The sequence below is a fragment of the Massilia sp. MS-15 genome (assembly GCF_020176695.1).
Lineage (GTDB): Bacteria > Pseudomonadota > Gammaproteobacteria > Burkholderiales > Burkholderiaceae_D > Telluria > Telluria hydrophila.
Window position 1 is genome coordinate 138,453 of record NZ_JAIWIA010000007.1, and the last position, 13,290, is coordinate 151,742.

A 13,290-nucleotide genomic window follows, 5' to 3' on the forward strand; every position below is an offset into this window, starting at 1 on the left:
GATGCTGAAGATGTTCACCAGGCCGTTCCGCCAGCCGCGCCCCGACCTTGCAGGCCTGGGAACGGCGTGGATCGCGCTGCCGCTGCCGGACGGCTGCAGCGTGCCGGCCGGCTGCTTCGCGGTGCTGGCCGGCGCCGATGGCCGCAGCCGGCGCCTGAGCGAAGGCGTGCGTGTCGCCATCCTGCCGGGCGAGCGCGCCTGGTGCGTGCATCCGGGCCCCTACGCCTGCGCGCTGCTGCCGTTCGCAGCCGCCCCCGAGATCGGGCTGCGGGTGGCGTTCGCGATCGACACGCCCGACCCGCGCGCGGCGCAGCAGCGCTTCGACCTGTTCCTGGCCAGCGAAGCCGGCGAACGGGTGGGCCTGGAGGCCATGGTCGCGGCCCTGGAGGCGGCCCTGCAGGACGCCCTGGCCCAGGGCGCGCTGGAGCTGCCGCCGTGTACCGGATTCGACGAATGGAATGCCTTCCGCAGCGGCTTCAACCAGTTGCTGTACACCCGCTTCGGGGTAATGGTCGACGACTGCGTCCCGGCCGACCTGGGCGCCACCCACAGCCTGGCGGGGCAGTTGTCGGCCCGGCTGGCGCAGCAGCAGGAGGCTCAGCCCGGCCTGCGGGCAGCGGCGGGCGTGCCCGCGCAGGAAGCCTTCGACCCGGCGCGTGAAGACGCGCGCGCGCTGCGCCGCCTGTTCCTGGAGCTGCCGGCGGTATTGTGCGGCCTGCGCCTGGCCGTGATGCCGGCCGACTGCGCCATCTTCCGCCGCCACCAGGACCTGCTGCGGCGCCTGGACCTGGTCAGCCTGTCGGTCGGCACCATGCCGGCGCTGGAGCTGGCCGCGCCCGGCCAGCCGCTGGATGGCGCCGGGCAGTTGCGCCGCGCGCGCCACAGCCGGCGCGCGGCCGCCGCGCTGGACGAGGCCTGGGCGCTGCTGGCCCGGCTCGAGCTGGGCGAGGCGGCCCTGCTGCCGGTGCTGCTCGGCGAGGCCGAGCGCATCGTCGCCAACCTCGCATCCGACTGCGCCGCGCGCCGCGCCGTGGACGGTGGGGAGGCGCCATGAACGCCCCGGTGGTGGTACACAGCATCGCGCCCGACGGCAGCCTGCTGGCGGTGACGGCCACCGCCCGCGCGCGCGACGGCCGGGCCGAGGTCAAGTGCAACGTGCCGGACGCGCCGCAGCTGGCCCGGCGGGTGCAGGAAGTGGTGCGCCTGGCGCGCCATACCGAAGCACGCTACGACGCGCGCACCCAGGTGGTGCTGGGCCTGGACCGCGCTCCTCCCGCGGGCTGGCGCGACTGGGAGCTGGCCTGCGTGCTGGCCGACCGCATCGTGCGCGGCGCCTGGCAGCCGGGGCGTTCTCCGGCGCCGCTGGTGGCAAACGGCTCGTCGGACGCCTGGCACCTGGGACGCATCGACGGCCACGCCCTGGGGGCGCCGCCGCCCGGCGTGCTGGTGGGCGGTGCGGACGGGCTGCCCCACCTCGGCGCCCTGAACGGGCATCCGGATCCGGCCGCCGCGGTGTCGTCGGCGCGTGCCTGGTTCCCGCTGCACAGCGGCGGCGCCGGCGACGCCCTGGCCTGGGTCGAGGTCAGCGTGCGCCCGGCCGGGACCGCGGGCATGGAAGACGAGGACAGCGCCATCGCCGCTCCTGGCGTGGACGCGGCGCTGCAGGCGCGGGTGCGCGCCGTGCTGGCCGGCGCCCGCCATTTCGACGGTCGCGGCGGTGGCGAATGGCGCACCACGGTGCGCTTCGGCGAGAGCCGCTTCCAGGGCGCTTCCTTCGAGCTGGCGCTGGTGATGGCGGACCGGATGGCGCGCGGGCGCGAATTCCTGGCGCGCGGGCGCCTGCTCGCCACCGGCCAGTCGTCGGCCTGGCATGCGGGACGGGTCGAGACGGTGGAAGGGCTGGCGCCGAAGTGCGCGCTGCTGCTGCGCGAGGCGGCCCCGGGCGACCGCATCCTGCTGCCGCGCGCCTGGGAAGCCGGCCTAGCGCCCGGCTGGCGCGAGGATATCCGGGCGCGCGGGGCCAGCGTGGCCTGCGTCGAGCGGATCGGAATCATTTGAAGCGTCCCGCTTTGCTAGAATCGGCAGGGCGGAACATGCAGGCGGGGCTGTGCAGACAGCGGAAACGGAGTCGGAAATGTTGCAGATGTTCGGAAAGGGCGGCGCCAGCTGCCCGCGCTGCGCGCGCAAGCATGGCGGCGAGGCGCGCTATTGCGCTGGCTGCGGCCTGGACCTGAATTCGGGCCAGGGCCAGGGGCAGGGCGGCGCGTCCCCAGGAAGCGAGGAGCGCCCGGCACCGGTGCTGCGCGACAACCGCTGGGTGGCCGGGCCGGACGAACTGGCCGTGTTCTTCGGCGTGCGCGCGCTGTCCGGCCTGTTCGTGAAGACCCTGCGCGTGCCGGCCACGGCGCGCGCCTACATCCTGCAGGGCGGCAAGGCGACCGAGGTGCCGCAGGGCGAGTACGAGATCGAAGGCTTCTTCACCCGCCTGAACCACCTGCTGCGCGACCAGCATGCCGAGATCCTGGTCACCCGCACCGGCGCGCTGCCGGTCGAATTCCGTTTCGACGATGTCCTGACCTGCGAACAGCTGGCGGTCAGCGTGCGCTGCACGGTCAGCCTGCGCATCGAGAACGTGCCGGCCTTCGCGCGCCACTTCATGACCGAGCCCGGGACCATCGGCGTGCGCGAATTGCGCGAACTGCTGGCGCGTCCGCTGCGCCAGCTGGCCGAGGAATTCATCGGCGCGCGCTCGATGCGCGAGATGGCCGGGGCCAGCGCCCTGCGCGACGAGTTCGACCAGCGCCTGCAGGGCGGCCTGGCGCTGCTGCTGGCCGAATACGGGCTGGCCGTGGCCAAGGTCGACACCATCGAGCTGCGCCACGACAAGTACGACGCCAACCGGGCCCGCGTCGGCAGCCTGTGGCTGGCGCTCGACGAGCGCCATGTGCAGGTCGAGCACGCGAAGCACCTGGACGAGCTGTACGATGCCGAGGAATGGCAGCGCCTGCGCCGCGCCGAAGCGGCGGCACGGGTACGCCAGCGCGAACGCGAACTGCGCCAGGACGATGCCATCGCCCGCGCCGAGCTGTCGCTGCAGGGCGCCGACCGCGCCCATGCCGTGCGCGCGCGCCAGATCGAACTGTATGCGCGCATCCTCGACGCCCGCTCGCGCCAGCAGGCGCTGGAACGCGGCGCCAGCGACGCCCTGGCCGAACTCGAGCACGACCTGGCGCGCAAGGGCGGGCAGCGTGCGGACGAAGCCCGCGCCTGGCAGCAGCTGCGCGCGCTGGCCCAGGTGCGCATGCGCGGCGAACTCGAGGTGGCGCAGCAGGAGTCGCGCCAGGCGCTGGCGATCGCGCGCCAGCGCTTTTCGCAGCAGCTGCTGCAGCAGCAGATCCGCAACAAGCTGGAACAGGCCGCGCTGATCGAGGACGGCGCGCGGCGCCAGGCCGAGCTGGAACGGCTGCGCGCCAGCGCGGCCGATGCCGCGCGCCGCGCGCGCGAGATCGACGAGGAAGAACACCTGGCGCGGCGCCAGGCGCTGGCGCTGGCCAATACCGCGCATCGGCGCGAGGCCGAGCGCCTGCAGGAGTGGCAGGACGAGGAGGTGCGCCAGCGGATCGAATCGCAGCGCACGCTCGCCCAGCAGGAAAAACTGCAGCGCACCATCGAGCTCGATGCGCGCCAGGCGCGCGCCGGGCAGGCGCTGCAGCTCGAGGGCGAGGAGCGCCGCCATGCGCTCGAATTGCGGCGCATGGAAAGCTTCGGTGCGCTGGACGACAGCGCCAAGCTGGCGCTGGCGGCCGCGCCGAATGCCGCCCTGCTGAACGACTACCTGAAGACGCGCGTGCATGCCGGCATGGACGCGGACCAGCTGGCGGCGCTGGCCGGCGTGTCCCGGGAGGGCAGCCTGGCGCCGGCCGAGGCCCTGGCCCTGGTGCGCGAAGAAGCCGCGCGCAGTGCGGCTGACGTGCAGCGAGAGCGGGAACGCGAGCGCCAGCACCAGGTGGCGCTGCTGGCGGCCGCGCAGGGCGGCCATGCCCGCGCCGCCTGCGGCTGCGCCGTGCGCGCACCGGCGACGGCGGGCGAGCGCTTCTGCGCCTCCTGCGGCGCGCCGCTGGCGCACTGAAGGGGACGCGCCGCCAGCGATGCAGACCGCCATCGACAAGATCCGTGAACTGCGTGCCCTGCACGAGGATGGCCTGCTGAGCCGGACCGAGTTCGACCTGCGCAAGAACGCCATCCTGGACGCGGCCTACCGGCCCGCCACCGACAGCGGCGCGCAGCCGGGGGACGGGGACGCTGCCGCGCAGCCGATCCGTCCCGGTACCGAGATCGGCCTGATGGCGGGCCAGGAAGTGGGACCGCCGAACCGGCGCTACCGGCTCGAACGCCTGCTCGCCCACGGCGGCATGGGACAGGTGTGGCACGCGACCGACCTGGCCACCCAGGCCGAGCTGGGCCACAGCGCCCAGGTGGCGCTGAAGATCCTGCCGCCGCAACTGACCGCGTCCAGCCTGCAGGCCAGGCTGCTGGTGCAGGAAGCGACGCGCGCACGGCGCCTGGCGCACGAGCACATCGTGCGCGTCTACGAATGGGCGCAGGATCCGGCCACGGCCAGCTACTTCATCATCATGGAATGCCTCGAGGGCGAGGACCTGGACAGCCTGCTGGCGCGCGAAGGTCGCCTGCCGCTGGAGCGGGTGCTGGCGCTGCTGGCACCGGTCGCCGAGGCGCTCGACTATGCCTGGGAGAAGCACGGCCTGGTGCACCGCGACATCAAGCCGGCCAACCTGTTCCTGACCCGGCGCGGCGAGGTCAAGCTGCTCGACTTCGGCATCGCGGCGCGTGCCCGCAGCAGCGGTTACGGCGGCGGCGCGGCGCTCGACGCCCCGGGCAGTTCCGGCACCGCCGGCTACCGCGCGCCCGAAGCCGGCCGGGGGCAGCCGGCGCCCACGCTCGACGTGTACGCGCTGGCCGTGATGGCCTGCCAGATGCTGGACGGCGCGCTGCCCGTCCAGCCGGCGCAGGCCCCGGCCGGCCTGCCGCCGCACCAGTGGGAAGTGCTGCGCAGCGGTTTCGCGCCGGACCCGGCGGCGCGACCGCCCACCGTGCGCGCGCTGCTGGCGCGCCTGGAAGCGGCGCGCGGGCCGTCGCCGGAAGCACTGGCGGCGCAGGCGGCGGCCGCGCGCGCCGAAGAGGAACGCCGCGCCCGCGAGCTGGAAGCGCGGCGCCAGGCCGAGGTAGGGGCGCGCGCCGCCGCCCGCGCCGAGCTGGAACGCCAGCGCCGCGAACAGCAGCGCCGCGAACGCGCCGCCCAGGAAGCGGCGCGCGCGGCGCGCAAGGAAGCCCTGCGCCAGCAATTGCTGGCGCGCCGCGAGGAGGAAGCCGCCAAGGCCCGCCTGGCGGAGGAAGAAGCGGCGCGCAAGGCGGAGCAGGCGCGCGCTGCGGCCGCCTACCTGGCCGAGCAGAAGCGCGCGCGCGAATTGCAGGCGGCGCGCAGCGCGGCCGAGCTGGCGCAGCTGCTGCCCGGCGCGGCCAGTCCGGTGGCCGACGGCGACGGCGTGCTGTGCGACCCGCTGCTGGACGGCGAAGGCAGCGGTCCCTCGCTGGTCCTGATCCCGACCGGGCGCTTCCAGATGGGCTCCCACGAACACGAGCGCAAGATCGCGATGGCGGCCGGGTCGCAGCAGAAATGGCTGGAGCGCGAGACCCCGCCGCACTGGGTCGGGATCGAGCGGCCCTTCGCGCTGGGACGCTATCCGGTGACGGTGGGCGAGTGGCGCGTGTTCGCGGAGGCCACCGGCTGGGAGCCGACGGGCGAGGTCGACTGGCGCGCGCCCGGCTTTCCCCAGACCGACGCGCACCCGGTGGTGGGCGTCACCTGGCACGATGCGCAGCGCTACCTGGAATGGCTGTCCGGCGTTACCGGCAAGCGCTACCGCCTGCCGAGCGAGGCCGAGTGGGAATACGCCTGCCGCGCCGGCACCCGCACCGCCTTCAGCTTCGGCGACAGCATCGGGCCGCACCAGGCCAACTACGACGCCGGCTTCAGCTACAACGGCGGCCCGCGCGGCCCCAGCCGGCGCGGCACCACCCCGAGCGGCATGTTCCCGCCCAATCCCTGGGGACTGTACGACATGCACGGCAACGTATGGGAGTGGGTGCAGGACGTGGTGCACGAGAGCTACCAGGGCGCGCCGCTGGACGGCAGCGCCTGGGACAGCGGCGGCGATCCGGCGCGCCGTATCCTGCGCGGCGGCTGCTGGCTGTACAATCCGCGCTACCTGCGTTCGGCCCTGCGCAACGGTTTTTCCAGCGTGCTGTCGAACGACATCGTCGGCTTTCGCGTCGCGCGCGAGCTGCTGTAGCTACCTAAAGGAGAGTTCGCCATGCCCATCGCGCAGCTGCTGCCATCGCACGACAAGGACCTCGGCGGCGGCTTCACGGTCCGGCGCATCCTGCCGGCCGCGAGCCGCCAGTCGGTCGGTCCGTTCCTGTTCTTCGACCACATGGGACCGGTGCAGGCCGCGCCTGGCGCGCGCCACGACGTACGGCCCCACCCGCACATCGGGCTGGCCACGGTGACCTACCTGTTCGAGGGCGCCATCATGCACCGCGACAGCCTGGGCAGCGCCCAGCGCATCGAGCCGGGCGCGGTCAACTGGATGACGGCCGGCAGCGGCATCGTGCATTCGGAGCGCACCCCGGAAGATCTGCTGGACCGTACCCGCCGCACCCACGGCCTGCAGCTGTGGGCGGCGCTCCCGCGGGAGCACGAGGAGGCCGCGCCCGCGTTCTCGCATACGCCGGCCGACGCCATTCCCGAGATCGCGTTCGAAGGCGCCGCCGTGCGGGTGCTGGTCGGCAGCGCCTTCGGCCAGGCTTCGCCGGTGCCGACCTTCAGCGACACCCTGTACCTCGACGTGCAGCTGGCCCCCGGCGCTTTCCTCGACCTGGACGGCCTGCCCGAGGAAAGCGCGGTCTATGCGCCGATCGGCGCGATCGCGGTGGATGGCGAAGCGGTGCCGCCGAACACGATGGCGCTGCTGGCGCCGGGCGCGCAGGCGCGGGTGTCGTCGGCCGCCGGCGCGCGCTTCGTGCTGGTGGGCGGGGCGCCGCTGGACGGGCGCCGCTACATCTTCTGGAACTTCGTCTCGTCCAGCCGCGAGCGCATCGAGCAGGCCGCGCGCGACTGGGAGGCGGATGCCTTCGCGCCGGTGCCGGGCGAGCACGAACGGATCCCGCTGCCGGCCTTGCCGGCGGCCTGGCGCCGCGGCGGCTGAGGCATATCGCGTCCTAGGCTGCGGCTGGCGCCAGCGGCACGATGCGGTAGGCGCAGCGGCGCGCGCCGGCCAGCTGGTGCTCGACCCGGTCCACCTGCACGTCCGGTCCCAGCACGCGCCGGAACACGTCCAGCTCGGAGCGGCAGAAGTTCTGGCAGCTGCGCGCGGCGGCGCAGATCGGACAGTGGTTCTCCACCAGCAGCACGCTGCCGTCGGCCTGCGGCGCGGCTTCGGCCATGTAGCCTTCGGCATCGCGCAGCAGTGCCAGGCTGGCGGCGCGCTGCGGCAGGGTCGCGGCCGGGTCGACCGCGGCGCGGTAGGCCGCTTCGCTGGCCGCTTCGCGGGCGTCGATCAGGCGGTCGATGGCGGCTTCGCCGAACAGGGCCTGCACCTGGCCGAGCAGCTCGACCGTGAGCGCGGCGTGGCGGTCCGGGTAGCGCGCGTGTCCTAGGGCGGTGAGCTGCCACAGGCGCACCGGGCGTCCCACCTTGCCCGGGCGGTCGACGTGGGCCACCAGGCCCTTGTCCTCGGCCGCCTCGAGCTGGCGCCGCACCCCCATCGAACTCAGGTGCAGCACGTCGGCCAGCGCCTGGGCGGTCTGGGCGCCGCGGGTCTTCAGCAGCAGCAGGATCTGTTCAGCGGTATTCATGCGGCCTCGTTCATGTGCTTGTCGAGCAAGTGCTCCTCGCTGCGGCCCCAGCGCCGCAGCGACAGCGCGGCCCAGCCCGCCAACAGGCTGCCGCCTACCAGCACCAGCCGGGTATCGGCCAGGGCCAGCAGCGCGCCGCCAAGGGCCATCAGGATGTGGGCCAGGCAGAAGGTGGTGGACAACAGTCCCATCACGGCGCCCTGGCCGTGGCCGGCGAAGCGTTCGGCGGCCCAGGCCTGCAGCGTCGCATTATAGAAGGCATGGGGCAGGCCGAACAGGATGATGGCGGCGATGCCGGTCCAGAGCGAGCCCAGCCCCACGCCCAGCACCGCCAGCGCCACCGCGGCCGCCTGCCGTGACAGGCGCGCGCGCGCCTCGCCGCCATGGGCGCGGCCGGCGAACAGGGCGGTGCAGGTCATCACCGCGCACATCGCCATGTTGACGAAGGCGATGCCGCGCGCGTCGTAGCCACCGTTCTCCACCAGCCACAGTGGGAAGAACTCGTAGAAACCGGCCACGCAGCAGGCGTAGGCCAGGTGGATCAGGAACAGGGTCTGCAGCGGGCGGTGGCGCAACAACACGAAGGTATGCCGCTCGCGCAGCAGCGACCGCCAGCCGCGCGCAGCGCCCGCCTGGGCCGGCGGCGCACCCGCATCCAGCACCAGTCCCGCCAGCAGGCCGCCCAGCAGCAGGCCGCCGGCCGCGATCTCGAAAGGCAGGGTGATGCTGTAGCTGGCGCTGAGCCCGGACAGCAGCGGTCCGGCCAGCCATCCAAGGTTGAAGGCGCCGTTCAGCCAGGACAGCGCGTGCTGGCGCAGGCCGCCCGCCAGGCGCTCGGCCAGCAGGGCGCGCAGGATCGCGCCATTGCCTTCCAGGACGCCGGTGACGAAGCGCGCCGCCACCAGCAGCGGACAGGACTGGGCCAGCAGCGCGTAGGCGGTCAGGAGGTGGCCGGCGGCGGCGCCTACGGTGGTCAGGAGCAGCAGGCGGCGCCGGCCGAGCGCATCGGACCAGGAACCCAGCACGGCATTCCCGAGCAGCATGCCGAGCGGATTCGCCATCAGCGCGACGCCGAACAGCAGCTTGGGCGGCAGGCCGAGGAAGGCGGCCAGGCCGTTGTCTCCAGCCGCGAACAGCGGCGGCAGCAGCGGATAGGCGAGCGAAGCCCCGATGGTCGAGAGCAGTCCCAGCAGGCAGGCGCTGGCGATGAGCAGGGCGTTCTTCATGCACTTCCTCGTCTGGCAATCCGCAGGAACCCTGAGTGTAGGCGTGCATTCTGAATAAGTAAACGGATCAGTTTATTTATTCTGGAATCTCCTACCAAAGGGAGAGTCTCCTGTGCGCCACCTGGCCGGCGCCGGGCCTGCCGGCGTGAACGAGGCGGCGCTGGCGTGGCGCCTGCGATGGGCGTAGACTGGACTATCCCCGAAGGGATCGTCGCCAGGTCCTGCCGGTTTTCTTGCTCATGCAAGGAAGGGAAACGCCATGAAAATTCCAGACCACCTGAGGATTCCGTTCATCGTCTTCGCGCTGCAGGCGGCGCTGCTGGCCGGAACCACGCTGATCTTCCTGGTGCTGCGACCGCCAGGCGGCTGAACCCTGGTTGCCTCAGGCGCCCAGCCAGGAAGGAGAGCGGGCAGGGGTGCGCAGGTCCCGAACGGACGGCGCAGGGGAGAGGGCGCGCCTGTCGCGGCCGCGGTCCTGTTCCGGGTAGGGCCGGGCGGTGAAGCGCAGGGCCGCGCCCAGGCCGCGCAGCCGCTCCAGCGCCATGCCGGGAGCCAGCGGGGTATCGATGCCGGTGGCCGGATCGCGGTGCCAGAAGCCGCCGCCGCGGTGGAACAGCGGCGGCAGGGCGGCCGCGCGCGGCTGCACGCCGGCCTGTACGCCGTCGCCGCTGCCCGGATCGGTCTCTGGCGCCAGCAGGCAGAATGCCTCGGCGCGCGCGCCCGCGTCCACGCGGTGCAGCACCAGCCCGTGCGGCCACAGGGCCGTGACCTCGAGCTCGGCCACGCCACGGATGCTGGCCGTCAGCGCGATGCGCATGCCCAGGCGCAGCGGCACCGGCGCATGCTTGCCCGGCCACACGCCGTCCAGCAGCAGGCCATAGCGCGACACGTCCTCGATCTCGAAGCCATGCCGGCCCTGGCGGATCAGGGCGTGGCGGCCCGACAGGCGACGCGTGAGTCCGCCCGTCTCCAGGCCGTGCTCGCCATGGTGGGCCAGCAGCAGGTCGGCGTCCGGCTCGATGTCCTCGTAGCGGCCGAGCACGCACTCGTCGAGGGCGAACAGGCGCAGGTGGCGCTGGGCCGCCGAATCCGGTTCCACGTGCACCAGGCAGGCGCGCTCCGCCGGGCAGGGATGGGGCGCCGCGGCCAGCGGCACGTCGATCTCGATCAGGTCCTCGTCCCAGGCGATGCTGGAAAAGGCGAGGTCGAGCCGGCCGCCCTGTTCGCGCGGGTCGCGCAGGTCGAGCTGGGCGATCGAGGCATTGCTCGCATGCACCTCGATGTCGAGCCGTCCGCCGCCCGGCGCCTGGACCCGCGCGATGCCGGCGTCGTCGGCCGTCACGCGCACGTTCTTGTGGGTGGCGAGGAAGGTCTGGTGGATCTCGCCCAGGCTGGCGTCGGGGCGCGGCACCAGGATCACCGGGGAGCAGCTCCAGGTGCGGGCCGAACCAGGATGTCCCGGCTGCCGGCTGTGCAGTTCGATGTCGATGCGGTACTGACCGTGCTCCAGGCCGCGCGAGGAAAATTCCAGGAACACGGGGCGCCAGTCGCCGCGCGAGGTGCGCTGGAAGGCATGGTGCTCGGCGTTCAGGCGCAGGCCGGAGCGCACCAGCATGCGCAGTTCGGCCGCGCAGTCGGCCGGCATGCCGCGCAGGTCGAGCCGGATCGCCTGGCGTCCGCCGGCGGCGCGCGGGTCGAAGCCGCTGATGTGCAGCTGTGGACGTGCCGGCAGCGTTTCCGTGGCCCGCAGGGTGGTGGCGCCACGCCCGGCGCGCAGCGCGCTGATCGCTTCGAAGCCCGACGGCAGGCCTTGCGCGGCCGCGGGGCCGCCGGCCACGGGCGGCCCGGATGGCGGCTGGGCATGTCCGTGCGCGCAGCAGTCCGCGCCTGGCATGACCCAGACGGTGCAGTGCGGATGCGCGGGATGGCGGCAGCGGTTCATCGGTCAGGCGGACAGGTGCGGAATCGTCGACAGCGCAAGCTTACGCTGTTTTCGACCTCAGCGGCGCGCCCGCCGAATTGATTGGCAACATTATTTTCTTTTAGGAATGCTCAGGAGCGGGCGCCGTCCGGCAGCGCCGTCTCATCCGCTTCCAGAGCGGCCGGCGCCAGCGGACGCAGCACGAGCGCGGTGAGATTGTCGGGATGCAGGCCCGGTGGCGGGGCTTCGTCCAGGCTGCCGAACAGGCGCGCCAGCATGGCCCGGGCGTCGGCAGCGCCGTGCAGCAGTGCCGGCCAGCCCGACACGAACCGGTCCGGCGCGGCACAGGACCAGAAGCCGTCGGTAGCCAGCAGGTAGACGGCGTCCTGGCGCAGGCGCAGCACGCGCCGGTCCGGCAGGTGGCACAGCCAGGACGGGAGGTTCAGCGGGGTCAGTGCGAGCAGCGGATCGGACAGCCGGCCCGGGTCGCCGAAGGCATTGCCGAGGATGAATGCCTGGGCGATCTGCGGCGCATGGCGGCCATGCACCTGGCGCCACCAGCCGCGCTCGTCGATGCGGCCAGCCATGGCCTCGGCCGTGGCCGGCACGTGGTCGACCGTGAGCGGGTGTGCATCTTCGGGACCGATCTCGTACAGGCGCGAGTCGCCCACATGGTAGAGCAGGGGCGGGGCGCCCGGCGGCAGTTCGACCAGGGTCAGCGTCGTACCCGGACGGGCCCCCGGATCGTGGGCGAAGTGGCGCTGCAGCTCGGCGTGCAGCACATCCAGCCGGCGTCCCAGTTCGGCCGTGCCATGGCAGGCTGGCAGCGTGAGCAGGCTAGAAACAAGCGCCTCGGCCGCTTCGCGTCCGTGGCCGTGTCCGCCCATCCCGTCCAGTACCGCCACGCGGCCGTGTCCGGCCGGCCAGCCGGGCAGCCGGCAGTGCCGGGGCAGCTGGTCGAGCAGGTGGCAGGCCTGTCCCCGGCCATCGATGACGAGGAAGTTATCCTGGTTCTCGGGACGCTGGACCGGGCCGCTGCCGCGCAGGCTGGCGGCCGCCACGTCATACATGGCGCCGAAGTCGAAGTCGGCCTGGATAGTGGGTGGGGCGGTCGGCATGGGAAAGCTTGTCATGGCAATGTTGCTACTGTACACCCTGGACTGGCCGGCAAGAGCGATCCGGCTGGCGGAGCCGGGCCAAACCATCCGTGCAGCGCCAGAAAATTGCCGCACAGAAATTATCTTGTGTGCTAAGGTGCGCTTTCCTGTTCAATCCCGTACCGACATGCTGATCCGTTCCCTGGTGGCCAGCGACATCCCGGCGGTGGCCACCCTGCTGCACACGCTGGCACGCGACTATATCGTGCACGAGTCGCCGCCCGAGGGCGCGGCCACCTTTCTTGCCGAGAACGACGAGATGGGCGTGCGCGGCTTCCTGGCGCGCGGGCATGTCTACCATGTGGCCGTGATCGACGGCGAGCTGGCCGGTTTCGTCGCGGTGCGCGATTGCAGCCACCTGTTCCACCTGTTCGTCGGCGAGCGCTGGCACCGGCGCGGAGTGGCGCGCGCGCTGTGGGAAACCGCGCGCGCGGCGGCGCTCGCCGGCGGCGGCGATGGCAGCTTCACGGTGAACTCGTCCAACTTCGCGGTGCCGGTGTACGAGTCCTTCGGTTTCGTGCGGGTCGGCCCGACCCAGTGCGCCAAGGGCCTGTACTTCAATCCGATGCGCCTTTCCGCGTCAGAAGCGGGCTAGCTGCTCGTCGGCGCGCCGCAGCCACAGGCTGCTGGCCCAGCCTTCCAGGCGCTGTCCGCCAAGCTCGACGCTGAGCTGCCACCAGTCGCCCTGGCGCCGCCCGGTGGCGACCACCCGGGTCCCGGCTGGCACCACGGCCAGCCGGCGCGCGCCGACGCCGGTGCCGGCGCGCAGGTTCAGGTGTTCGCGCACGTGGTAGCGCGCGCCCGCCACCGGCGCCACGGTCTTGCCTGGGCTGCGTGCGCTGGCGAGCACCGGTGCGCGCGCCGGTCCGGCGCGCTCCGGTCCCCACATCATGCCCAGCAGTCCTCCCAGCAGCGCCGTGCCGCCAGCCAGTACCGCGAGCGCGCGCAGGTTCGGCCGGCGCCACCAGGCGCGCGGGGTGAGCCAGGCCGCCAGGCACAGGGTCAGCAGCAGCCCGGCGGCATGCGCGGCGATGCTGGTCGCGGAAGGCAT

At 73.0% G+C, this 13,290-nt stretch carries 11 protein-coding genes; 6 read left to right on the top strand and 5 right to left on the bottom strand.

What is annotated here, in order from left to right:
• Position 1: 1 nt before the first annotated feature.
• The 5 genes from LCI23_RS04325 to LCI23_RS04345 all read left to right on the top strand — a co-directional run bounded on the left by LCI23_RS04325 (position 2) and on the right by LCI23_RS04345 (position 7,286).
• Complete coding sequence (locus LCI23_RS04325) at positions 2-1,054, top strand: hypothetical protein (RefSeq protein ID WP_224944629.1); 1,053 nt, start codon at positions 2-4, stop codon at positions 1,052-1,054.
• Positions 1,051-2,058 (top strand): hypothetical protein, encoded by a 1,008-nt coding sequence (locus LCI23_RS04330; RefSeq protein WP_224944631.1) that lies wholly within the window; start codon positions 1,051-1,053, stop codon positions 2,056-2,058. Before LCI23_RS04325 ends, LCI23_RS04330 begins: the two co-directional genes overlap by 4 nt.
• Positions 2,059-2,134: 76 nt before the next feature.
• On the top strand, positions 2,135-4,129 hold the full coding sequence (locus tag LCI23_RS04335) for a hypothetical protein (protein WP_224944633.1): 1,995 nt from the start codon (positions 2,135-2,137) through the stop codon (positions 4,127-4,129).
• Positions 4,130-4,148: 19 nt separating this feature from the next.
• Positions 4,149-6,371: a bifunctional serine/threonine-protein kinase/formylglycine-generating enzyme family protein gene (locus LCI23_RS04340; protein ID WP_224944635.1), complete on the top strand. Its 2,223-nt coding sequence runs from the start codon at positions 4,149-4,151 to the stop codon at positions 6,369-6,371.
• Positions 6,372-6,392: 21 nt separating this feature from the next.
• The gene (locus LCI23_RS04345; protein WP_224944637.1) at positions 6,393-7,286 is read left to right on the top strand and encodes a pirin family protein; all 894 of its coding nucleotides are present in this window, start codon (positions 6,393-6,395) and stop codon (positions 7,284-7,286) included.
• Between the two features lie 13 nt (positions 7,287-7,299).
• Here LCI23_RS04345 and LCI23_RS04350 read toward each other — a convergent pair whose 3' ends face one another.
• The 4 genes from LCI23_RS04350 to LCI23_RS04365 all read right to left on the bottom strand — a co-directional run bounded on the left by LCI23_RS04350 (position 7,300) and on the right by LCI23_RS04365 (position 12,215).
• Entirely contained in the window at positions 7,300-7,935 is a 636-nt protein-coding gene (locus LCI23_RS04350) for a metalloregulator ArsR/SmtB family transcription factor (protein WP_224944640.1), read from the bottom strand.
• Positions 7,932-9,161, bottom strand: coding sequence for an MFS transporter (locus LCI23_RS04355; RefSeq protein ID WP_224944642.1), 1,230 nt, complete (start codon positions 9,159-9,161; stop codon positions 7,932-7,934). Before LCI23_RS04355 ends, LCI23_RS04350 begins: the two co-directional genes overlap by 4 nt.
• A 382-nt stretch (positions 9,162-9,543) precedes the next feature.
• Positions 9,544-11,103 (bottom strand): FHA domain-containing protein, encoded by a 1,560-nt coding sequence (locus tag LCI23_RS04360; protein ID WP_224944646.1) that lies wholly within the window; start codon positions 11,101-11,103, stop codon positions 9,544-9,546.
• 110 nt (positions 11,104-11,213) lie between these two features.
• A complete protein-coding gene (locus LCI23_RS04365) occupies positions 11,214-12,215 on the bottom strand; it encodes a PP2C family serine/threonine-protein phosphatase (protein ID WP_224944657.1) in 1,002 nt (333 codons plus the stop codon).
• A 151-nt stretch (positions 12,216-12,366) separates the two neighbouring features.
• Here LCI23_RS04365 and LCI23_RS04370 point away from each other — a divergent pair, with 151 nt between their 5' ends.
• Positions 12,367-12,834 carry a GNAT family N-acetyltransferase gene (locus tag LCI23_RS04370; protein WP_224944659.1) on the top strand — a complete coding sequence of 156 codons (468 nt, stop codon included), beginning with the start codon at positions 12,367-12,369 and terminating at the stop codon, positions 12,832-12,834.
• Here LCI23_RS04370 and LCI23_RS04375 read toward each other — a convergent pair.
• Positions 12,820-13,290: an SH3 domain-containing protein gene (locus LCI23_RS04375; RefSeq protein WP_224944661.1), complete on the bottom strand. Its 471-nt coding sequence runs from the start codon at positions 13,288-13,290 to the stop codon at positions 12,820-12,822. The genes LCI23_RS04370 and LCI23_RS04375 overlap by 15 nt on opposite strands.